We start from the raw sequence: 22706 nt of genomic DNA on the forward strand, positions 1-22706 counted from the left end.
GCGGTGCCCTCTGAACCGGCTTTCGATCTGGCGAACAACGCTTTTTAACGCCGCGTCAGCCAAGCGCAGCAGATCGCAAGCAGGTTCTTGAGCACGCGGCCCGTGTGCAGGCAGGGCATAACAATAACAAGGCCGCAGCCCCCGGCTGCCACGCTTGCCAGCCGTCGCCCTGCGTGCGCGGCGCAGGCGTGCCTTGATGGAGGACATGTACGTGAGTTGCCAATTCAGAGCGCCATCCCCACCCGCGGCCGAGCCGCCGCGTTACCGCCAGGTGTCCATCGGCCGGCCGGCGGTTGCCGTCAGTGAAGAGCAGGGCGTGTTGCACATGCGCTCCCTGGAACCCCTGGCGCCCTTGCCGCAGCGCTTGCTCGATCGCCTGGTGCACTGGGCCCGGGTGCGCCCCGAGCAGACCTTCATTGCCGCGCGCGAGGCCGGCGGCGATTGGCGCCGGGTCAGCTATGGGCAGATGCTCGACAGCGTGCGCGCCATCGCCCAGGGCCTGCTCGGCTACGGGTTGTCGGCCGACAAGCCGCTGGCGCTGCTTTCGGGCAATGACATCGAACACCTGCAACTGGCCCTGGGCGCGATGTACGCCGGGATTCCCTATTGCCCGGTGTCGCCGGCCTATTCGCTGTTGTCCCAGGACTTTGCCAAGCTGCGCCACGTCTGCGATCTGTTGCAGCCGGGGCTGGTGTTTGTCAGCGATGCTGGCGCCTACCAGCGGGCCATCGACGCGGTGCTGCCCCCCGAGACGCCGCTGATCTGCGTGCGTGGCCAGGTGCCGGGGCGACGCCAGGCGAGCTTCGCCAGCCTGCTGGCCGAGCCCGGTGGGGCCGAGGCCGATGCGGCCTTTGCCGCCACCGGGCCGGACAGCATCGCCAAGTTTCTCTTCACCTCGGGCTCGACCAAGCTGCCCAAGGCGGTGATCACCACCCAGCGTATGCTCTGCGCCAATCAGCAGATGCTGTTGCAGACCTTCCCGGTGTTCGGCGAAGAGCCGCCGGTGCTGGTGGACTGGCTGCCCTGGAACCACACCTTCGGTGGCAGCCATAACGTCGGCATCGTGCTCTACAACGGCGGCAGTTTTTATCTGGACGACGGCAAGCCCACGGCCCAGGGCTTCGCCGAGACCTTGCGCAACCTCAAGGAGATCTCGCCCACCGCCTACCTGACCGTGCCCAAGGGCTGGGAGGAGCTGGTCAACGCCCTGGAGCAGGACGCCGAGCTGCGCGAGTGTTTTTTCAAGCGCATGAGCCTGTTCTTCTTCGCCGCCGCCGGGCTGTCGCAAAGTGTCTGGGACCGTCTCGATCGGGTCGCCGAGCAGCATTGCGGCGAACGCATCCGCATGATGGCCGGGCTCGGCATGACCGAGGCCGCGCCGTCCTGCACCTTCACCACCGGGCCGCTGTCGATGGCCGGCTACATCGGCCTGCCGGCGCCGGGGTGCGAAGTGCGCCTGGTGCCGGTGGACGGCAAGCTCGAAGGGCGCTTTCGCGGGCCGCACATCATGCCCGGCTACTGGCGCGCGGCGCAGCAGACCGCCGAAGTGTTCGACGCCCAGGGCTTCTATTGCTCGGGGGATGCGCTCAAGCTCGCCGACCCCCAGGACCCGCAGCTGGGGCTGATGTTCGACGGGCGCATTGCCGAGGATTTCAAGTTGTCGTCCGGGGTCTTTGTCAGCGTCGGCCCGCTGCGCAATCGCGCGGTGCTCGAAGGCTCGCCCTATGTCCAGGACCTGGTGGTGGCCGCCCCGGACCGCGAGTGCCTGGGGGCCCTGGTGTTCCCGCGGCTGTATGAATGCCGGCGGCTGGCGGCGCTGGGCGCCGAGGCCAGCGATGCCCAGGTGCTGGCCAGCGCGCCGGTGCGCCAGTGGTTCGGCGACTGGTTGCAGCGCCTGAACCGCGAGGCCAGCGGCAACGCCAGCCGCCTGGAGTGGATCGCCCTGCAGGTGGAGCCGGCGTCCATCGACCGCGGGGAAATCACCGACAAGGGCTCGATCAACCAGCGCGCGGTGTTGCAGTGGCGCGCCGAGCAGGTCGAGGACCTGTATCGCGGCCGCGAACCGTCGATCCTGCGCGCCGAGCCCAAGCCATGAACGGTGCCGGGCAGTACAGCGAGTTTGCCGATGTGGCGATCCTTGAGGCGTTGCGCACGCCCTGGGTCGACCTTGGCGGGGACCTGGCGGAGATCTCGCCGATCGATCTGGGGATCAAGGTCGGCCGCGAGGTACTGCTGCGCGCCGGCATCGATGCCCGGGCGGTGGACAGCGTGCTGGCCGGCTCCATGGCCCAGGCCAGTTTCGACGCCTACCTGCTGCCCCGGCACATCGGCCTGTACAGCGGCGTCGGGCAAGCGGTGCCGGCCCTGGGGGTGCAGCGCATCTGCGCCACCGGTTTCGAGCTGTTGCGCCAGGCGGCCGAGCAGCTGCGGGGCGAGGTGCAACTGGCGTTGTGCGTGGCCAGTGAATCGATGTCGCGCAACCCGATTGCCGCCTACACCCATCGCGGCGGCTTTCGCCTGGGGGCGGCGGTGCAGTTCAAGGACTTCTTATGGGAGGCGCTGTACGACCCGGCGCCGGGGCTGGACATGATCGCCACCGCCGACAATCTGGCGCGGCGTTATGGCCTGACCCGCGAAGCCGTGGACGGCTATGCCTGCGCCAGCCATCAGCGGGCCCTGGCGGCGCAGCAGGCGGGCTGGTTCGCGCCGGAAATCGTCGCCGTAAGCCAGCAAGCTTTCGAACTCGACGGCTATCGACCGCGCGGCATTCGCCTGCCACGGGGTGTCGAGACGGTCAGCCGGGACAGTCATCCGCGTCCCAGTGAGTTGTCTGCCCTGGCGCGCTTGCGGACGATCCACGAGGGCGGGGTGCAGACCGCCGGCAACAGTTGCGCGGTGGTCGATGGCGCGGCGGCGGCCCTGGTTGGGCGGGCGTCGGCCTGCAGCACGACGCCCCTGGCGCTGTTGCGGGCCAGCGCGGTGGTCGGGGTGGCGCCGGAGTGCATGGGCATCGGCCCGGCTCCGGCAATCCGCCTGCTCTTGCAGCGCAGCGGCCTGAGCCTGGAACAGGTGGGCCGCATTGAAATCAACGAGGCTCAGGCGGCCCAGGTGCTGGCCGTGGCCCGGGAGCTGGAGCTGGACAGTGACCGCCTGAATGCACGGGGCGGCTCCCTGGCCCTGGGGCACCCCCTGGCCGCCAGCGGCCTGCGCCTGGTGCTGACCCTGGCCCGGCAACTGCGCGAGCACAACCTGCGCTACGGAATCGCCGCCGCCTGCGTGGGAGGCGGCCAGGGCATGGCGCTGCTGATCGAAAACCCGGCCTGGCGCGGCTGAGCCCGACCGGCCCGCCGCCCCTGGCGGGTCATTCTATTTCTACTCGATGAGGTGTCCCCATGTGGAGCTACCAGGCGCCGCTGCGCGATATGCAATTTGTCCTTGAGCACTGGCTGGAGGCCCCCGAGGCGTGGCGTCGGAGCCCGGCGTTCGAGGCGCTGGACCTGCCCTTGGCGCTGCAGGTGCTGGAGCAGGCCGGGCGTTTCAGCCAGGACGTGCTGGCGCCGCTGAACGCCAGCGGCGATCGCCAGGGCTGCCGGTGGGCGGACGGGCAGGTCAGCACCCCGCAGGGGTTTGCCGAGGCCTACCGGGCCTATGTCGAGGGCGGCTGGCCGGCCCTGGCTTGCGCCGAAGCCCTGGGTGGCCAGGGCCTGCCGCAACTGCTGGACGCGGCGCTGCAAGAGATGCTCTATGCCAGCAACCACGCCTGGGCCATGTACACCGGCATCGCCCACGGCGCCTACCTGTGCCTCAAGACCCACGGCGCGCCCTGGCTCCAGGAGCGCTACCTGCCGGGGATCATCAGCGGCGCAAGCCTGCCCACCATGTGCCTGACCGAGCCCCAGGCCGGCAGTGATGTCGGCCTGTTGCGCTGTCGCGCCGAGCCCCAGGCCGACGGCAGCTATCGCCTCAGCGGCAGCAAGCTGTTCATTTCCGGCGGCGAGCATGACCTCACCGACAACATCCTGCACCTGGTGCTGGCCCGGCTGCCGGGCGCGCCGGAGGGCAGCCGCGGGATCTCGCTGTTCCTGGTGCCCAAGCGCCTGGAGCGGGGCCAGGGCAACGGCGTGCGCTGCGACGGCATCGAACACAAGATGGGGATCAAGGGCAGCGCCACCTGTTCCCTGGTGTTCGAGGCGGCCCAGGGCTGGTTGGTGGGCGAGGCCCATCGCGGCCTGGCGGCGATGTTCGTGATGATGAATTCGGCGCGCCTGCACGTGGGCCTGCAGGGCCTGGGGCATGTCGAAGCGGCGTGGCAGAACGCCCGCGACTACGCTGGCGAACGCCAACAGATGCGTGCGCCATTGCGCCCCGCCGGTGTCGCCGCCCAGGCCGCCGACCCGATTCGCTACCACCCGGCCATGCGCCGCGTGCTGTTGGAATTGCGCGCCACCAGCGAGGGCTTGCGGGCCATCGGTTATTGGGCTGCGCACCTGCTGGATGAGGCCGAACATCACCCTGAGCCCCAGGTCCGGCGCCAGGCCGATCAACTGGCGCAGCTGCTGACGCCGATCATCAAGGCCTTCTTTACCGAGCAGGGCTTTCGTCAGGCCAGCAACGCCTTGCAGGTCTTCGGCGGCTACGGCTACGTCGCCGAGTTCGCCATCGAGCAGACCTTGCGCGACAGCCGCATCGCCATGATCTACGAAGGCAGCAACGAGATTCAGGCCAACGACCTGCTGTTGCGCAAGGTGCTGGGGGATGGCGGGCAGGGCTTCGCGCTGTTGCTTGAGCAATTGCGCGATGAGGCCGGGCACAGCGCCCAGGTGCCCGAGTGCGCGGGGTTCGCCCGGTCGTTGGCGGATCTGGCCGAGGCGTTGCAGGCACTGGTGGCCCAGGTGCAGCAGTGGGCGCTGGAGGATGCCGAGTACCCGTATCGCGCGGCCGGGGATTTTCTGGCGTTGTGTGGCCTGAGCCTGCTGGCACTGGCCTGGACCCGGGCGGCACGGGTGTCGCGCAGGCTGCCCGAGGGCGACCCGCTGCGTGGGGCCAAGCTGGAGACGGCGGGGTTCTTTTTCAGCTACCTGTTTCCCCAGGTCGAACAGCGGATGACGGCGGTGCGCAACGCCCGGGCAGGGTTGGCCTTTATCTGAGGTGATGCAGGTTATTGGATCCAATCAAGGGGGCAAACCTTGTGGCGAGGGAGCTTGCTCCCGCTGGGGTGCGCAGCGCCCCCATCGCTGGCCGGCGAGCGTTTCCAGGCCTACCGCACCCGCAGGCTGTGCGATGGCTGCGCCATCGAACGGGAGCAAGCTCCCTCGCCACATGCTTGGTTGGCCGATAATCGCCCGCTAATCCCGGCGCCGTGTCGGGCACCTAAGCGTTTGATCCTTATGGAAATTGACCCCGTCCATGGCTGGCCAAGGGGTTTTTGAGCAGCCTTTTCAGCCGGCTTATCCCTTGCTAATGGATCCATTAAGCGCTTTATTGGCGACCTGGCGATGGCAGGAGCCCTCCTGACCGTCCGCAATAAAAACAACAAAAAGGGTTTCGTCATGAATGTCTTTTCGACGGCGTGCAGCCACCTGGCTGGCGCGCGCTGGCTGTCTGTGTGCACAGGTTCGCTGGGTGTTGCGCTTCGGCTCGTGGCCGAACGGCAGGTGCGGCCATGAACGGTGATCTCAAGCAACGGCTCGATCAGGGGCCGATGGGTGCGTTCCAGTGCCTGGCGATCGGTATCTGCATCGTCCTCAACATGATCGACGGCTTCGATGTGCTGGTGATGGCCTTCACTGCCGCCTCGGTGTCCGCCGAGTGGCAACTCAACGGAGCGCAGATCGGCCTGCTGCTCAGTGCCGGGTTGTTCGGCATGGCCGGCGGTTCGCTGTTTATCGCGCCCTGGGCCGATCGCTTCGGGCGCCGGCCGCTGATTCTGGGGTGCCTGTTGCTGTCCGGTGTCGGCATGCTGCTTTCGGCCACCAGCCAGAGTCCGTTGCAACTGGCGTTGTTGCGCGGCCTGACCGGCTTGGGCATCGGCGGCATCCTGGCCAGCAGCAACGTGATCGCCGCCGAATACGCCAGCCGCCGCTGGCGGGGGCTGGCGGTGAGCCTGCAATCCACCGGCTATGCCCTGGGGGCGACCCTGGGCGGCTTGCTGGCGGTGTGGCTGCTGAGCCACTGGGGCTGGCGCTCGGTGTTTGTGTTTGGCGGCGTCGTCACCTTGCTGGTGATCCCCCTGGTGCTGCTCTGGCTCCCTGAATCCCTGGACTTTCTCCTGGCCCGACGCCCGGCCGATGCGCTGCCGCGGGTCAATCGCCTGGCCCAGCGCCTGGGGCACCCGACGCTGGCGCGGCTGCCCGCGGCGGCGCTGCGCGAGGAGGGCGCCGGCAGCGGCTTCGGCCAGCTGTTCGCCGGGCCGATGCGGCGCACCACACTGCTGATCTGGCTGTTGTTTTTCCTGGTGATGTTCGGCTTCTACTTCGTCATGAGCTGGACCCCGAAACTGCTGGTGGCCGCCGGGCTTTCGGCGCAGCAGGGGATCACCGGCGGGGTGCTGCTGAGTGTCGGCGGGATCTTCGGCGCGGCGCTGATCGGCGGCTTGTCTTCGCGCTGGCCGCTGACCCGGGTGCTGTCGCTGTTCATGCTGGTGACCGCCGGGCTCCTGGTGCTGTTTGTCGGCAGCGCCTCGTCGATTGCCGCGGCCCTGGGCCTGGGGCTGCTGATCGGGCTGTTCGCCAACGGCTGCGTGGCCGGGCTGTATGCCTTGTCGCCGGTGGTCTACGACGCTTCGGTGCGGGCTACCGGGGTGGGCTGGGGGATCGGCATCGGGCGCATCGGCGCGATTGTCTCGCCGACGGTGGCCGGGGTGCTGCTGGATGCCGGCTGGCAGCCGCTGCACCTGTACGGGGTGTTTGCCGTGGTCTTCGTGCTGGCGGCGGCTTGCCTGTTGCTGCTGCGCCCGGCGCCGCCGCAGGCGCAAGCGGCCCTGGCCTAGCCTGCGCAACCGGATGCGCCCGCGGGCGCCGCTTCACGCCTGGCCGTCGATGATCGCCGCGGCCACGGTCTGGCGGAACCAGGTCAGGGCGGCGGAGCTGTCGCTGTTGGGGTGCCAGTGCAGGGACACGTCGAACTCCCCCACCGGGAACGGCAGCTCCAGTTGCCGCAGGCCGCCTTCGAGGGTGAACAGGCGGGCGATCTGCGCCGGCAGCACCGCCAGCAGGTCGGTGCCGGGCAGGACCTTGGGCAGCACCGAGAAGTGCGGCACCTGCAGGCTGATGCGGCGCGTGGCGTTCATCTGCTTGAGCACGTCCTCGACGCTGCCGTGGCCGGTGGTGCGGGTCACGGCGATGTGCCGTTCGGCGAGGAACTGTTCCAGGCTCAGGTGTTCGCCGATGCGCGGGTGGCGGTCGCTGAGCAGGCACACGTAGCGCTCGCGGATCAGTACCTGGCTGCGGGTGCCGGTCAGGGGCTTGCGGCAGATCAGCGCGTCGACCTTGGCGCTGCCGAGCCATTCGCCGGCCTGGTCCACCTGCAGCGGCAGGACCTCGACTTCGGCCTCCGGGGCCTGCTGGTTCAGGCGCGCCAGGATCAGCGGCAGAAAGCCCATTTCGCCGAGGTCGGAGAGGGCGATGCGAAAGCGTCGCTCGGTGGTCGCCGGGTCGAAGTGCCGGGTGCTGTGCACGGTGTTTTCGATCCGCGTCAGGGATTCGCGCAGGGGCGGGTACAGCTCATCGGCCAGTTGGCTGGGCTGGATGCCGTCGCGGCTGCGGCTGAACAGGCCGTCGTCGAACAGGTCCCGCAGCCGCGCCAGGGCGTAGCTGACCGAGGGCTGGGTGACGAACAGGCGCTCGGCGGCCAGGGTCACGCTGCGGGCTTCGTAGAGGGTGACGAAGGTGCGGATCAGGTTCAGATCGATGTGGCTCATGCTGCCTCATGGATATAGATGGATCTTATTTTTAATAGAAATAGTATCGATTTGATCAATTTCATCGCGGCTGCAAGAGTAACTCAAATTCTAAAAAAGCAGCGGCAAAGGTCCCTATGAAAACCGTCCATAGCGCTTCCTACGACATCCTCCGGCAACACGGCCTGACCACGGTGTTCGGTAACCCGGGTTCCAACGAGTTGCCCTTTCTCAAAGGGTTTCCCGAAGACTTCCGCTACATCCTCGGCCTGCATGAAGGCGCGGTGGTCGGCATGGCCGACGGCTTCGCCCTGGCCAGCGGCCAGCCGGCGTTCGTCAACCTGCATGCGGCGGCCGGCACCGGCAACGGCATGGGCGCGCTGACTAATGCCTGGTACTCCCACAGCCCGCTGGTGATCACCGCCGGCCAGCAGGTGCGCTCGATGATCGGCGTCGAAGCCATGCTGGCCAATGTCGATGCCGCGCAGTTGCCCAAGCCCCTGGTCAAGTGGAGCCATGAACCGGCTTGCGCCGAGGATGTGCCCCGGGCCCTGAGCCAGGCCATCCACATGGCCAACCAGGCGCCCAAGGGCCCGGTGTACCTGTCGATTCCCTACGACGACTGGGGCCGCGCCGCCCCGGCCGGGGTCGAGCACCTGGCCCGGCGCCAGGTGGCCACGGCCGGGCTGCCTTCGGCGGCGCAATTGCGCCAGCTGGTGCAGCGTCTGGTGGCGGCGCGCAACCCGGTGTTGGTGCTGGGGCCGGATGTGGACGGCAGCCAGAGCAACCACCTGGCGGTGCAACTGGCGGAAAGACTCGGCATGCCGGCCTGGGTCGCGCCGTCTGCGTCCCGTTGCCCGTTCCCGACCCGCCACCCGAGCTTTCGCGGGGTGCTGCCGGCGGCCATCGCCGGCATCAGCCGCTGCCTGGCGGAGCATGACCTGATCCTGGTGGTGGGCGCCCCGGTGTTCCGTTACCACCAGTTCGCCCCGGGGGACTACCTGCCCGAGGGTTGCGAGCTGCTGCACATCACTTGCGACCCCGGCGAAGCGGCACGCTCGCCCATGGGCGATGCGCTGGTAGGGGACATTGCCGAGACCTTGCAGGCCCTGGTCTGGGCGCTGCCGGAGTGCGACCGGCCGCAGCCGCCAGCCTTGCCGGCACCGGCGCCGGTCGAGGAAGCCGGTGGCCTGCTGCGCCCGGAAACCGTGTTCGACGTGATCAACGAGCTGGCGCCCAGGGATGCGATCTACGTCAAGGAATCCACCTCCACCGTCGGTGCCTTCTGGCAGCGGGTGGAGATGCGCGAGCCCGGCAGTTACTACTTTCCGGCGGCTGGCGGCCTGGGCTTCGGCCTGCCGGCGGCGGTGGGGGTGCAACTGGCCCGGCCCGAGCGGCGGGTGATCGGGATCATCGGCGACGGTTCGGCCAATTACGGCATCACCGCGCTGTGGACCGCCGCCCAGTACCAGATCCCGGTGGTGTTCATCATTCTCAAGAACGGCACCTACGGCGCGTTGCGCTGGTTCGCCGATGTGCTGCAGGTCAGCGATGCGCCGGGGCTGGACGTGCCGGGCCTGGACTTCTGCGCCATCGGCCGCGGCTACGGTGTGCACGCGGTGCAGGCCAACACCCGCGAGGCGTTTGCCGAGGCGTTTGCCGCGGCCCTGGCGGGCCAGCGCCCGGTACTGATCGAGGTGCCGACCCTGACCATCGAACCCTGAAGACAGCCTTGTCGCCGGGCCCGGTGCCCGGCCTTGCCCACCGCAGCTTGCGGACTCACCAGAAGAATAAAAAGAGGTGGATATGAACACGACTTCGGTCACAGCAGCGATAGACGATGCGCCCCAGTCGGCGCGTTGCGCTCCCTCCCATGCCGACATCGGCACCTTGCTCGACCAGGGCCCCTTCACCGGCATGCAGAAGCTGGTGGTGCTGTTGGCGGCGCTGTCCATCGTCATGGACGGCTTCGACGGTCAACTGATCGGTTTTGCCATTCCGCTGATGATCAAGGAATGGGGCATCACCCGCGAGGCGTTCGCCCCGGCGGTGGCCGCCGGGCTAATCGGCATGGGCATCGGCAGTGCCTGTGCCGGACTGTTCGCCGATCGTTTCGGCCGGCGCATGGCGGTCATCGCCAGCGTGTTCGTGTTTGGCGCGGCCACCTGCGCCATTGGCCTGGCGCCCAATGCGCTGGCGGTGGCGGTCCTGCGCTTCATCGCCGGCCTGGGCATCGGAGGCGCGCTGCCCAGCGCGACCACGGTGACGGCGGAGTTCACTCCGGCGCGGCGGCGCACCCTGGCGGTGACTGCGACCATCGTCTGCGTGCCCCTGGGCGGGATGCTGGCGGGGCTGTTTGCCTCCCGGGTATTGCCGCTGTATGGCTGGCGCACCTTGTTCTTCATCGGTGGCAGCCTGCCCATGGTGCTCGCCCTGCTGTTGCTGGTGACGCTGCCGGAGTCGCCGCGCTTTCTGGCGCGCCGACCGCAGCGCTGGGGGGAGTTGAGCGCGTTGCTGGGGCGCATGGGCCGGCCCATGGCCGCCGGGGTGAGCTACAGCGATGCCCTGGAGCAGAAGAGCGAGAAGCAGGGCGGTTTCCGCAGTCTGTTCGACCGGGGCTACGGGCGCGACACCCTGGCCCTCTGGGTGGCCTTCTTCATGTGCCTGACCGCGGTCTACAGCGCCTTCAGCTGGCTGCCGACCATGCTCCTGGCCGAAGGCCTGGAGCTGTCGGTGGCCGGTTCCGGGTTGACCGCCTACAACCTCGGCGGGGTCATCGGCGCGCTGGTCTGTGCGGTGGCCATCACCCGCTGGGGCTCGTTCTGGCCGTTGCTGATCTGTTGTGCCGGCGGCGCGGCCAGCGCCTTTGCCTTGCAGGGGGTGGATATCCATCAGCACACCGGCTTGCTGATCTTCGGCTTCGGCGTGCACGGCCTGTTCGTCAACGCGGTGCAGTCCACCATGTATGCGCTGTGTGCCTTTATCTACCCCACCGGCGTGCGCGCCACCGGCACCGCCTCGGCCCTGGCCTTCGGGCGCCTGGGGGCGATCCTCAGTGCCTTCGCCGGGGCCCTGGTGATCACCCGGGGCGGCGCCCAGGGCTACCTGACACTGCTGGGCGCGGTGATGCTCATGGCGCTGATCGCGCTGCTGATCGTGCGCCGGCACATTCCCCGGCGCCTGCCGGGCCAGTCATGAACGTGGCCCTTGAAAGGCTCATTCCATCAGGAGGTTCGATGAACATCACCATTCTCGGCGCGGGCGCCATGGGTTCGCTGTTTGGCGGCCTGCTGGCCGAAAGCGGGCAGCAGGTGACGCTGCTGGATATCAACGACGCGCATCTGGCGGCCATCCAGCGCGACGGCCTGTTGCTGGCCACCGACCACGGCGAGCGGCGCATCCGGGGCTTGAACGCCTGCCGTCCGGAACAGGTCAGCGGGCACCCGGACCTGTTGCTGGTCTTCACCAAGACCCTGCACACCGACAGTGCCTTGCGCAGCGTTGCCGGGCATATCACCCGGCACACCCGGGTGCTGACCCTGCAGAACGGCCTGGGCAACGCCGAAGCGGTGTCGCGCCACGTGGCCGCGCAGCAGGTGCTGATCGGCATGACCAACTGGCCCGCCGACTTGCTCGGGCCGGGGCAGGTGCATTCCCATGGCCAGGGCATGGTCCGGGTGCTGGCCCTCGACGAGGGTGAGCGCCAGGCCAGCGCTGAAGTGGCGGCGGTACTGGACGCGGCCGGGCTGAGTTGCGCGGTGGACCCCGAGGTGTGGATGTCGATCTGGGAGAAGGTCGCCTTCAACGCGGCGCTGAACAGCCTCTGCGCGGCCACCGGCTGCACCGTCGGCCAGTTGGACGCGGCGCCGGAAGGCGTGGCGCTGGCCCGGGCCATCGTCATGGAGGTGGTGGCCGTGGCCGGCGCCCAGGGCATAGTGCTGGATGCCCAGCGCTGCCTGGACAGCGTGGCCTTTGCCATGGCCAACCACCGCAGCCACAAGCCCTCGATGCTGCAGGACGTGCTGGCCGGACGGCCCACAGAGATCGGCGCGATCAACGGCCAGGTAGTGGCCCGGGCGCGGCAGGCGGGGGTGGCGGTGCCCCACACCGAAACCCTGCTCGGCCTGCTGCGGCTGATCGAGCAACGCGCCGCCGTGTAGGCGCCGGCTTGCCGGCGAACAGGGCCTTGGGTCTTGTGTGCTTGTTGCGGGCGTCTTCGCTGGCAAGCCAGCTCCTACACAAGCCCGCCCCATACAAGCCGGGTTTTGGGCGACACATCGGTTTATGAATGCTGTTTCTTGAGGAGATTGTTCATGAGTGAATCCAACGCGGCCTATCGCGATCTGCATCTGCAACCCATCGCCGGGCAGTGGCGCGCCGGTGCCGCCGGCAAGACCCTGGCGGTGACCAACCCCTACGATGGCGCGCTGTTGCTGGAAGTGGCCCAGGCCAACCGCAGCGACCTGGATGCGGCCTACGCCAGGGCCGCCCAGGTGCAGCCGCAATGGGCGGCCCTGGGCCCGTCGCAGCGTGCGGCGGTGCTGCACCGGGCGGTGGCGATCTTCGACCGGCGCCAGGAGGAAATCGTCGACTGGATCATCCGCGAATCCGGCAGTACGCGGATCAAGGCCCTGGCCGAGTGGGGCGCGGCGCGGGCCATTACCCTGGAGTCGGCGTCGTTCCCGGCGCGGGTCCATGGGCGGATTGTCGAGTCCGATGTACCGGGCAAGGAAAGCCGGGTGTACCGCAGCGCCCTAGGGGTAGTGGGGGTGATCAGCCCGTGGAACTTTCCGCTGCACCTGACCCAGCGTTCCATCGCACCGGCCCTGGCCCTGGGCAACGCGGTGGTGGTCAAGCCGGCCAGCGATACCCCGGTGTGCGGCGGCCTGCTGCTGGCGAGGATCTTCGAGGAAGCGGGGCTGCCCGCCGGGGTGTTCAGCGTGGTGGTGGGGGCCGGCAGCGAGATTGGCGATGCCTTTGTCGAGCACCCGGTGCCGGCGCTGATCACCTTTACCGGCTCGACCCCGGTGGGGCGCGGTATCGGCCGCATCGCCAGTGGTGGCGAGCATCTCAAGCACGTGGCCCTGGAGCTGGGGGGCAACAGCCCGTTCGTGGTGCTCGACGATGCCGACCTGGAGCAGGCGGTGAACGCCGCGGTGTTCGGCAAGTTCCTGCACCAGGGGCAGATCTGCATGGCGATCAACCGGATCATCGTCGATGAGCGGCTCTACGAAGCCTTTGCCCAGCGTTTCGTGGCCCGGGTCAAGCAACTCAAGGTGGGGGATCCGCAATCGCTGGAGACGGTGATCGGCCCGGTGATCAATGCCCGCCAGTTGCAGGGCCTGCAGGACAAGATCGCCCTGGCCCGGGAGCAGGGCGCCGAGCCGCTGTACGAGGGCGGGGTGAACGGCAATCTGCTGGCGCCCCATGTCTACGGCGAGGTGGGGGCCGACATGGACCTGGCGCGCAATGAGATCTTCGGCCCGCTGGTGGGGCTGCTGCGCGCTCGGGACGAAGCCCATGCCCTGGAGCTGGCCAATGCCAGCGAGTTCGGCCTGTCCAGCGCGGTGTTCACCCGCAGCCTGGAGCGCGGGGTGAACTTCGCCCGCCAGGTGCGCGCGGGCATGACCCACATCAACGATGTGCCGGTGAACGATGAGGCCAACGCGCCGTTCGGTGGCGAGAAGAACTCCGGGCTGGGGCGCTTCAACGGCGACTGGGCGATCGACGAGTTCACCCGCGACCACTGGATCAGCGTGCAACACCGGCCGCGTCAGTATCCCTTCTGACGGGCTGACCTGAACAACCCCGGCCGCCCTGGCCGGGTTTTTGAGCATCCGTGAATGGACGGGCCGTCACGGGCCTGTCGGGGCACGGCTGCGTCCATGAAAAACGGAGAACAATAATAATGAACACCCGTCATCCGATGCTTTGCCGTTCCCTGGTCGGGGCTTGTCTGTCAGCGGGCCTGTGCGCCCCTTCCTGGGCTGGCGAGGACAGCGGTTTCTTCGAGGGGAGCAAGACCGACCTGCTGCTGCGCAACTACTACTTCAACCGGGATTTTCGCGACCACGACGCGCCCAAGGGGCAGATCGAGGAGTGGGCCCAGGGCTTCATCCTCAAGTTCAGCTCCGGCTACACCCCGGGCACCGTGGGTGTTGGCCTGGATGCCATCGGCCTGTTCGGCCTCAAGCTCGACAGCAGCCGCCGGGTCAGCGGTTCGGAGTTGCTGCCGGTGCACGACGACGGCCGCGCGGCGGACAATTTCGGCCGCGCCGGGGCAGCGTTGAAGGCGCGGATTTCCGCCACCGAGTTCAAGCTCGGCGAACTGCTGCCGGACGTGCCGCTGCTGCGCTATGACGATGGCCGCCTGCTGCCGCAGACCTTTCGCGGGGCCATGCTGGTGTCCCGCGAGATCGACGGCCTGGGCCTGCAGGCCGGGCAGTACCGGGCGGTGAGCCTGCGCAACTCGTCGGACATGCAGGACCTGTCGGCCTGGGCCGCGCCGGGGGTGAAGTCCGATGGCTTCAACTACGTGGGCGCCGACTACCGCTTCAACCAGCAGCGCACCCTGTTCGGTGCCTGGCATTCGCAACTGCAGGACATCTACCGCCAGAGCTATTTCAACCTGCAGCACAAACAGCCGCTGGGCGACTGGGTGCTGGGGGGCAACCTGGGCTACTTCATCGACCGCGACGATGGCAGCGCGCGCATCGGCCGGGTCGACAGCCACACCGCCTATGGCCTGTTTTCCGCCGCGCGGGCCGGGCACACGCTGTACCTGGGGGTGCAGAAGGTCAGCGGCGACAGCCCCTGGATGTCGGTCTATGGCAGCAGCGGCCGGACCCTGGGCAACGACATGTTCAACGGCAATTTCAGCAACGCCGGCGAGCGTTCCTGGCAGCTGCGCTACGACTATGACTTTGCCGCTTCCGGGGTTCCCGGGCTGCTGGCCATGGTGCGTTACGGGCGTGGCGACAACGCCACCACCAAGGCCGGCAAGGACGGCCATGAGTGGGAGCGTGATACCGAGATCGGCTACACCCTGCAGAGCGGCACCTTGAAGAACCTCAGCCTGCGGCTGAACAACGCCACCAATCGGCGCAGCTTCAACAGCGACTTCGACCAGACCCGGCTGATCGTCAGCTACCCCTTGTCACTCTGAAAACCCTGTAGCCGCTGCCGCAGGCTGCGAACGCTCTGGGCGGCACTTCGTCGCAGGAGGCGCGGCGGTTTTGAAGGCGCTGCAGGTTCGGCGGGAGATCGCCAGGCAAGGTCCTGCGGACCTTTGCGCAGCTTCGCGGGCTCAGCAGCGGCTACAGGTATTGTCGGGGGGCGTGTTGTGGCGGGCCTTGCGTTACTATGGCCGCCCACCTTTTTTAAGGAAGCTGCCCGGATGAGCAAACCCGGTCAAACGGTGCTGGTCGCGCTGCGCAAGATGATCGCCTCGGGCGAGCTGGCGGCAGGCGAGCGCTTGATGGAAGTGCCTACCGCCGAGCGCTTCGGGGTGTCGCGCATGCCGGTGCGCATGGCGTTTCGCACCCTGGAGCAGGAAGGCCTCTTGGTGCGTTTCGGCGGTCGCGGTTTTCAGGTGCGGTCGGTCAGCGCCGAGGACATTGCCGGGGCGGTGGAGGTGCGCGGGGTGCTGGAAGGCCTGGCAGCGCGCCAGACCGCCGAGCGCGGGCTGTCGGCCGAGGGCCGGGCGATTCTCGAACGTTGCCTGGTCGAGGGCGATGCGCTGTTCGACAAGGGTTACGTCAACGAGGAAGACCTGGAGGTCTACCACGACCTCAACATGCGGTTTCACCAGGTGATCGTGGCGGGCAGCGGCAACCCGGCGATCGCCGATGCCCTGGCGCGCAACGACCATCTGCCGTTCGCCTCGGTCACCGCCCTGGCGGTGGATCGCCAGGACATGGCCCGGGAATACCGGCGCTTCAACTACGCCCACATGCAGCACCATTCGGTGTTCGACGCCCTGGTCAATGGCCAGGGCGCGCGGGCCGAAGCGCTGATGCGCGAGCATGCCAACGCCACCTTGCGCTACGCCGAGATCTTCGGCTCGGCCGTGGCCGACGAGCGCATGAAGCTGATCCTGCCCTCGCCGTGAGGCGCAAGGCTCTGTACGAGCAGTTTTGAGATGTAGGTCAGGCAAGGCGAAAACGGTCGAGGAGCGGCCGGGGTCGCGTCCGACTTTACGGGGTGTCAATGAGCATTCCGATCGGACTCGCGCACAAGACCGTTTTCAACGCAGCATCACCGAGTATCAGGGCTTTTCGTGCAACGCCTAGAGATCCAGCACCAGTAACGGGGTCTTGGCGCGGGAACAGCAGGGCGTGAACTGATCGTTGCACGCCTGTTCTTCCTCGGTGAGGAACAGGTCGCGGTGCTCCGGTACACCCTCCAGCACCCGGGTCAGGCAGGTGCCGCAGATCCCTTGTTCGCAGGAAATCGCCACTTCGATGCCCTGGTCCTGCAGCACCTGGACCACGCTGCGATCGGCCGGCACCTGGAACACCTGGCCGCTGCTGGCCAGCTTGACCGCGAAGCTGCCGTCGCTGCCGTGGTCCACGGGCGCGGAGCTGAAGTACTCGCGGTGCAGGCATTGTTCCTTCCAGCCCAGGGCCCTGGCGCTGTCCAGCACGTGTTGCATGAACCCGCCGGGGCCGCAGACGTACAGGTGCAGATCATCCTGCGGCGCGGCCAGGGCGTGCGCGATATCCAGGGCCGTCTCGGGCTGTTCGTCGAAATGCAGGCTGACCCGCTCGGCGAAAGGCGATTGCCGCAGGCGCGGGACAAAGGCCGCGCGCTCGGCGGAACGGGCGCAGTAGTGCAGCTGGAAATCCGCGCCGCCGTGGGCCAGGTGCTCGGCCATGCTGAGGATCGGGGTAATGCCGATGCCGCCGGCGAACAGCAGGCTGCGCCGCGCGCCGGGGGCCAGGGCAAACAGGTTGCGCGGCTGGCTGATGCGCAGGCGCGTGCCCACTTCCAGCTCTTGGTGCAGGCTGCTTGAGCCGCCTCGCGAGGCTGGATCCTTGAGCACCCCGATCACGTAGCGGTGGCGTTCTTCGGGGTGGTTGCACAGTGAATATTGGCGCACTAGACCGTTGGCCAGATGCACGTCGATATGGGCGCCGGCGCTGAAGGCGGGCAGGGGGCTTGCGTCGGCCGTGGCCAGTTCGAAGCTGCAGATGTCCAGGGCTTCGTTGTGGCGCGCGACCACCAGTACGTCGATCATTGTCGGTCCTCGCCATTGGCCGCATCCGGGCCGGCTGGCTGTCGGGGGCGGAGAAGGGCTTAACGGCTTGCCGCGATCAGTGCTTCCCGGGGCTCGCGCTCCTGGGCGATCAGGCGTTCCAGTACCCGTCGCGACTGCACGCCGCCGGCGTCGATGTTCAGCTTGAGCAGGCTGCGCTGGGGCTGGGCGAGCAGGTTCTGCTGCTGGCGTTCGAGCATCTCCAGGTCTTCGCTGAAGATCTTGCCCTGGCCTTCGCGGATGCTGGCGGTGAGGGCCTGGTCCTGGGGGTTGAAGTTGCGCGCCATGCCCCAGAAGTACCAGATCGAGGTGTCGCTTTCGGGGGTGATGAAATCCACCACGATGCTCGATGCCTTGAATGCCGCCGGGGCGTCGTAGCCGCCGTGGCCGGCGTGGGCCACGCCGACTTCGATCAGCACATGGCTGGGCGGGCTGAAGCGGCAGATCTGCCAGCGGTCCACCGGAACGTCGTCGGCCAGCTGGTTGCCGCGCAGGGCCATGCGCCAGAACGGCGGCGGCATGACGTTGTGCATATGGCGGGCGGTGACCACCTGATCGCCGTCCACGGTGGTCTGTGGCGGCGCCTCGTCGATCTCCTTCTGGCCGATGCTGGAGGCGTGGACGTAGGTTTCGTGGGTCAGGTCCATCAGGTTGTCGATCATCAGTCGGTAGTCGCACTGGATGTGGAACAACCCGCCGCCATAGGCCCACTGTTCGTTGTCGGCCCATTCCAGGTGATGGATCAGTGCCGGATCGGCCAGGCTCTGGTCGCCGGGCCAGACCCAGATGAAGCCGTAGCGCTCGACCGCGGCGAAGGTCTTGTTGCAGGGGAAGCCGCGTACCCGCTGGCCGGGCATGTCCACGGTCTTGCCGTCGCAGCCCATCACCAGGCCGTGGTAGCCACACACCAGGTTGCCGTTCTCGACATAGCCCAGCGACAGCGGGGCGCCGCGATGGGGGCAGAAATCCTCGACGGCGGCTACCCGGCCTTCGTGGGCGCGGTAGAACACCATTCGTTCGCCGCAGATCTGCCGGCCCAGGGGCTTGCCCTGCAATTCATCGGGGGTGCAGGCAACGTACCAGGCGTTCTTGGGGTACATGACGTCTCTCCAGGCGTTTGTTGTTTTTATTTAATGGATCCATTAAAGGGTTCGTGCTCTGGGGGTGTCAAATGAATACGCGGATTTTCTGTTCGATAATCGGCTATTTTTGAGGTTTTAGAGCTTTGTGGATCCATTGGCGTGAATTTCATGGATCCATTGGGCGCGTGTCAGCGCACCGCCCGGGGCAGGGCGGGGGCGTGGCTGCGGGGGCCGGCCAGGAGGGCGCAGCGCCAGGGGCGGGAACCTGGCGGCTGCGCGGGCGGGGTGGGTTTGTGCGGCGATCAGCGCCGTTGCAGGCTGTCCTGCAGGCGCTGGATGCCTTCTTCGAGCATGGCCCGCGGGCAGCCGAAGTTCAGGCGCACGAATTGCCCGCAGTCGTCGCCGAACTCCAGCCCGGCGCTGAGGCCGACCTTGGCCTCCTTGAGGAAGTAGCCATGGGGATCGTCCAGCCCCAGCTCGCTGCAATCGAGCCAGGCCAGATACGTGCCCTGGGGCGCGTGCATGCGGATGCCCGGCAGGCGGGTCTGCACCGCGTGCAGCAGGTAGTCGCGGTTGGCTTGCAGGTAGCCGAGCAGCGCCTGCAGCCAGGGGCCGCCGTGGGTCAGGGCGGCCAGGGTCGCCTCCAGGCCCAGGGGGCTGACGCTGTCCACCATGCCGGCGCGGGCGTTGTTGAAGGCCAGGCGGGTGGCCGGGTCCTGGACGATGGCGAAGCAGGTCTTCATCCCGGCGATGTTGTAGGCCTTGCTGGCCGACATCAGGGTGATGGTGCGGCGGGCGATTTCCGGGCTCAGGGACGCGGTGGGAATGTGCCGGCGGCCGTCGAAGCACAGTTCGGCATGGATCTCGTCGGAGATGATCAGTGCGCCCTGTTCCAGGCAGGCGTTGGCCACCGCTTGCAGTTCGTCCCGGGGGAAAACCTTGCCCAGCGGGTTGTGCGGGTTGCTCAGGAGCATCGCCCCGGCGCCTTGCAGGGCCTGGCGCAGTGCATCCATGGGGGTGGCATAGGTGCCCTGGGCGGTGAGCTGGAACGGCACTTCGACCTTGTCCAGGCCCCAGTTGCCCGGGGCCAGGCGCAGCGGGCGATAGTTGGGAGTCTGCAGCACCACCGATTGCCCGGGCTTGACGAAGGCATGCAGGGCCATGTTGAAGCCGGGCTCGACCCCAGGGAGGAAGATCAGTTCGTCGGGTTGCACGCGCCAGGCGTACTTGTCCCAGAGGTCGGCGACCACCGCGTCGCGCAATTCGTCGCGGGCCACGCTGTAGCCCAGCAGCGGGTGCTCCAGGCGCTGGCGCAGGGCCTGGAGGATGCCGTCGGCCACGGCGAAGTCCATGTCGGCCACCCACATCGGCAGGACATCTTCGGGGTAGCGGCTCCATTTGGTGCTGCCGGTGCCATGGCGGGGGTGCAGGGTATCGAAATCGAAGCTCATGAACGGCTCTCGTCGCCTGGGAAAGGTAGCGCAGATTCTAGCGCTTGCGCGGGCATCCGGTAGGGAATAACGGGGTGGGCCGTTGGTCGGCATGCCGGTCGCCCACGGCGGTCGCAAGCGTTTGTGGCGAGCGCGGTGCGGCTTCAACAAGCCCTGACGCCTGCTTATTTAAATAGGGAGATTTGGAGTGCGAATGTTTCGGTTCAGGGCGTTTTTTTTGAGCCGTATTTGCGCTGTTTTTTAAGGTATTTCTTAGGTCGGGTTTTGACTCGCTGTTATATGGTGTGGCGGTTGTTGCAAGTCTTGTGTGCCAAGCAAAACAGTGTGGGCTGCGAAAAAAACCAATAAAAAGGAGCAGGGCGATGAAACTTGAAAATGGAATTCGCTACCGTGATTTTTCCGTCCCCTATCTGGTGGATGAAACACTTCGGGAGGGGATTGAACGCACAGCCTTTCCCATCACGCTGGACGCCAAGTTATCCATCCTCAAGTCCATGGTCGAGGCCGGACTGCGGGATTTCGTGGTGGGTTGCGGACCGGAGGAGCCGCTGGTCTGGGACCGCCTGCATCGGGCACGGCAAGCCGGCGAATTGCCGGCCGATACCCAGGCCACGTTCATCGTCCTGTTGAACTGCTGGGAAACCGCCTTGGCTTATTTCAAGGCCCGGGCCCATCGACGTGAATGGATTGCCGACACCGTCTTCAGCTTCGGCATGATCACCTACCGGCAGAGCGACCGTGAGTTCGAGCGCGCAATCCGGGCGTTTCGCGACCTCGGCGCCGTCAAGTTCAAGGCCAGCGTGCTCAACAACTTCCGCAATGGAGTGTGCGAGCAGCGTTATGCCGAGATCTGCCGGCAGATCGACTGGGCCGTCAACCTGGGCGTGGACATCATCCGCATCAACGACTCCGTGGGTTCGCTGCAACCCCATGTGACCCGCTGGCTGTGCTCCAAGCTGGTGGCGGATTACCCCCGCCTGGTGTTCTGCCTGCATGCCCATAACGACAACGGGCTGGCCCTGGCCAATACCATGCAGGCGATTCAATGCGGTTTTCAGATGGTTGAAGGGGCCCTGGCCGGATTTGGCAACCGCTCCGGAATTGCACCGCTGGAGCAAGTTGTGAAGTTGTGTCGGGACAACAATATACAGTTGGGCGCGCAGCCGCTGGATCTGGACAAGTTGATCGGTGCCGCCCGTTACTGTGAGGAAAAGTTGTTGCAGTTGCCCGGTGTCTATCGTCCGGTCAGTGGCAAGTTTGAAACACTTTCCAATTATGGCGTCTTGAATATTCCGGACTTTCTGGAAACTCAGGATGAGAAGGCTTACTTCGTCAATTATGTGGGCTTGCATCCGCAGACCATCCGTCAGGCCCTGGCCGATTATTCATCGCTGAGCACCCAGGTGGCCGAGATTGCCGATGAGGAGCTGTGGCCAATCGTCGAGAGTCTGAAGGAGGAAATGCGGGCCTCGATGCCGGACATCGAGGTCCGTTATCAGCACGCGATGGCCGGGGTGATGGAGTTCTATCGCTCCTGCACCTACAGCCCGATGCACCTGGCCCGTTATGCCGAGCGCCAGCTTCTTCAGGAGCAACCGGCCCATGGATAAGGTCTTTACGGTGGTGGTGCCGCTGTTTGCGATGATTTTTGCCGGCTACTGGATAGTGCGGCTGGAGGTGATCGGCAAGGAAACGGTCAAGGGCCTGGTGGGGGTGGTGTTCTGGTTGTTCCTGCCGTGCTTCATCTTTATCAAGACCCTCGGCACCCGGGACCATGGTGAGCTGGATTGGGCCTTGCTCGGCGCCTATTACCTGGCCTGCCTGGTGACCTTCATGATCGCCGCCGTGGGCGGGCGGCTGATCTGGGGCGGCAACGCGCGGGTGGCCGGCCTGCGCGGGCTGTCGTCCATCTCCGGGGTGGTGGGGTATATGGGGTTGCCCTTGATGGTCATGGCGTTTGGCGATGAAGCGGCGCTGCCCACGCTGATGATCACCATGGCCGACAACCTGGTGATCCTGGCGGGGGGCGCCCTGATCATGGAACTCACCGAACCGCGCGAGGCCCGGGACAAGCCGGATCTGAGCCGTGTGTTGCTGACCACCGGCAAGTCGATCATCAGCAACCCGCTGATTCTGGCGGTGGCCCTGGCGGCGCTGTGCATTGCCTTGCAGTGGCGCTTGCCCGGTCCGCTGCAGATCTTCGCCACGCAGATGACCAACGCCACCGGCCCCCTGGCGCTGGTGGCCCTGGGTGCTGCCTTTGCCGTGCACCGCCAGCAGAACCTGATCAAGGGCGACTCCCTGGCCCTGGCGCTGTTGAAGGTGGTGGTGCTGCCGGTGCTGGTGTTCGTGTCCGCCCGCTATGTGTTCGGCCTCGGCGATTTCCTGGTCAAGATCGCGGTGATCATGGCGGCGCTGCCAGTGGCGGTGAACGTCTTTATCCTGGCCTCGCGCTACAAGACCTACGAGATCGAGGTATCCAGCAGCATGCTGCTCTCGGCGGTGATGGGCATCGGGGTGATCTCGGGGTTGCTGGTTGTGCTGGATTGAGCTGCGGCGCCCTTGACCCATGAGTTGTCAAAACGCCCCGCCCGGGTAATGCCCTGGCGGGGTTTCTGTTGTTGCTCCGGCGGACTTGCTTGTCCGTCCAGGCGCGCCGCTCGGTGCGCGCATTCCCTTCGTCGATCTCGGGCCGAGTCTGCCGTCTAGGCAGCTTTTCCCTTGCCTGTGCCTCAGAAAAACCTCGTTTCGCAATGCCTCGGGTTGGGCAAACAATAAACCCCTGCATGCGCCTGCCCGACTGCCCGGGACGTTGTTGCGATGCACTGCCGATCGATTTGTTCTTCCTACAAAAACAACAGGGAGCAAGCGATGAACCGCCATTCAAGCAAGACCGCGTCCGGCGACCCCGGACAGGTCGCCAATACATCAAGCGAACGGGGCCACAGAGCCCGCAACGGTAACCATCCGGCTGCGCAACCAAGGCTGCGCCGGTTCGTGTACCGCTGACCAAGACTCGT

At 66.8% G+C, this 22706-nt stretch carries 16 protein-coding genes; 12 read left to right on the top strand and 4 right to left on the bottom strand.

The window, feature by feature from the left end; translation table 11 throughout:
* Positions 1-211 precede the first annotated feature (211 nt).
* The 4 genes from L1O02_RS13495 (at position 212) to L1O02_RS13510 (ending at position 6988) form a co-directional block, all read left to right on the top strand.
* On the top strand, positions 212-2095 hold the full coding sequence (locus L1O02_RS13495; protein ID WP_108545764.1) for a feruloyl-CoA synthase: 1884 nt from the start codon (positions 212-214) through the stop codon (positions 2093-2095).
* Positions 2092-3333, top strand: coding sequence for a thiolase family protein (locus L1O02_RS13500; RefSeq protein ID WP_108545496.1), 1242 nt, complete (start codon positions 2092-2094; stop codon positions 3331-3333). The genes L1O02_RS13495 and L1O02_RS13500 overlap by 4 nt, the downstream gene beginning before the upstream one ends.
* A 59-nt stretch (positions 3334-3392) precedes the next feature.
* A complete protein-coding gene (locus L1O02_RS13505) occupies positions 3393-5147 on the top strand; it encodes an acyl-CoA dehydrogenase (protein ID WP_108545495.1) in 1755 nt (584 codons plus the stop codon).
* A 515-nt stretch (positions 5148-5662) separates the two neighbouring features.
* Entirely contained in the window at positions 5663-6988 is a 1326-nt protein-coding gene (locus tag L1O02_RS13510; RefSeq protein ID WP_060839781.1) for an MFS transporter, read from the top strand.
* Between the two features lie 33 nt (positions 6989-7021).
* Here the strand turns inward: L1O02_RS13510 and L1O02_RS13515 are convergent, their stop codons facing one another.
* A complete protein-coding gene (locus L1O02_RS13515; protein WP_060839780.1) occupies positions 7022-7918 on the bottom strand; it encodes a LysR family transcriptional regulator in 897 nt (298 codons plus the stop codon).
* 116 nt (positions 7919-8034) lie between these two features.
* Between L1O02_RS13515 and mdlC the strand changes: the two genes are divergently transcribed.
* From mdlC to L1O02_RS13545, 6 genes are all read left to right on the top strand, one after another.
* On the top strand, positions 8035-9621 hold the full coding sequence (gene mdlC / locus L1O02_RS13520) for a benzoylformate decarboxylase (RefSeq protein WP_235760064.1): 1587 nt from the start codon (positions 8035-8037) through the stop codon (positions 9619-9621).
* Positions 9622-9703: 82 nt separating this feature from the next.
* On the top strand, positions 9704-11095 hold the full coding sequence (locus L1O02_RS13525; RefSeq protein WP_060843884.1) for an MFS transporter: 1392 nt from the start codon (positions 9704-9706) through the stop codon (positions 11093-11095).
* 38 nt (positions 11096-11133) lie between these two features.
* Positions 11134-12057: a 2-dehydropantoate 2-reductase gene (locus L1O02_RS13530; protein WP_235760065.1), complete on the top strand. Its 924-nt coding sequence runs from the start codon at positions 11134-11136 to the stop codon at positions 12055-12057.
* 153 nt (positions 12058-12210) lie between these two features.
* Positions 12211-13686, top strand: a complete 1476-nt coding sequence (locus L1O02_RS13535; protein WP_108545492.1) for an aldehyde dehydrogenase family protein — start codon at positions 12211-12213, stop codon at positions 13684-13686.
* 119 nt (positions 13687-13805) lie between these two features.
* The gene (locus L1O02_RS13540) at positions 13806-15062 is read left to right on the top strand and encodes an OprD family porin (protein ID WP_060839775.1); all 1257 of its coding nucleotides are present in this window, start codon (positions 13806-13808) and stop codon (positions 15060-15062) included.
* 231 nt (positions 15063-15293) lie between these two features.
* Positions 15294-16007 carry a GntR family transcriptional regulator gene (locus tag L1O02_RS13545; RefSeq protein WP_060839774.1) on the top strand — a complete coding sequence of 238 codons (714 nt, stop codon included), beginning with the start codon at positions 15294-15296 and terminating at the stop codon, positions 16005-16007.
* A 177-nt stretch (positions 16008-16184) separates the two neighbouring features.
* Here the strand turns inward: L1O02_RS13545 and L1O02_RS13550 are convergent, their stop codons facing one another.
* From L1O02_RS13550 to L1O02_RS13560, 3 genes are all read right to left on the bottom strand, one after another.
* A complete protein-coding gene (locus tag L1O02_RS13550) occupies positions 16185-17135 on the bottom strand; it encodes a PDR/VanB family oxidoreductase (RefSeq protein WP_235760066.1) in 951 nt (316 codons plus the stop codon).
* A gap of 59 nt (positions 17136-17194) precedes the next feature.
* On the bottom strand, positions 17195-18253 hold the full coding sequence (locus L1O02_RS13555) for an aromatic ring-hydroxylating dioxygenase subunit alpha (RefSeq protein ID WP_102863131.1): 1059 nt from the start codon (positions 18251-18253) through the stop codon (positions 17195-17197).
* Between the two features lie 284 nt (positions 18254-18537).
* Positions 18538-19686 (bottom strand): PatB family C-S lyase, encoded by a 1149-nt coding sequence (locus tag L1O02_RS13560; RefSeq protein ID WP_235760067.1) that lies wholly within the window; start codon positions 19684-19686, stop codon positions 18538-18540.
* 362 nt (positions 19687-20048) lie between these two features.
* On the opposite strand from L1O02_RS13560, the gene L1O02_RS13565 reads away from it, so the two are divergent.
* A complete protein-coding gene (locus L1O02_RS13565; protein WP_060839770.1) occupies positions 20049-21296 on the top strand; it encodes a pyruvate carboxyltransferase in 1248 nt (415 codons plus the stop codon).
* A complete protein-coding gene (locus tag L1O02_RS13570; RefSeq protein WP_129405649.1) occupies positions 21289-22236 on the top strand; it encodes an AEC family transporter in 948 nt (315 codons plus the stop codon). Before L1O02_RS13565 ends, L1O02_RS13570 begins: the two co-directional genes overlap by 8 nt.
* Positions 22237-22706: the final 470 nt, after the last annotated feature.

Origin of the sequence: Pseudomonas sp. BC42 (assembly GCF_021560055.1) — a bacterium.
In the GTDB taxonomy this organism is placed as follows: domain Bacteria; phylum Pseudomonadota; class Gammaproteobacteria; order Pseudomonadales; family Pseudomonadaceae; genus Aquipseudomonas.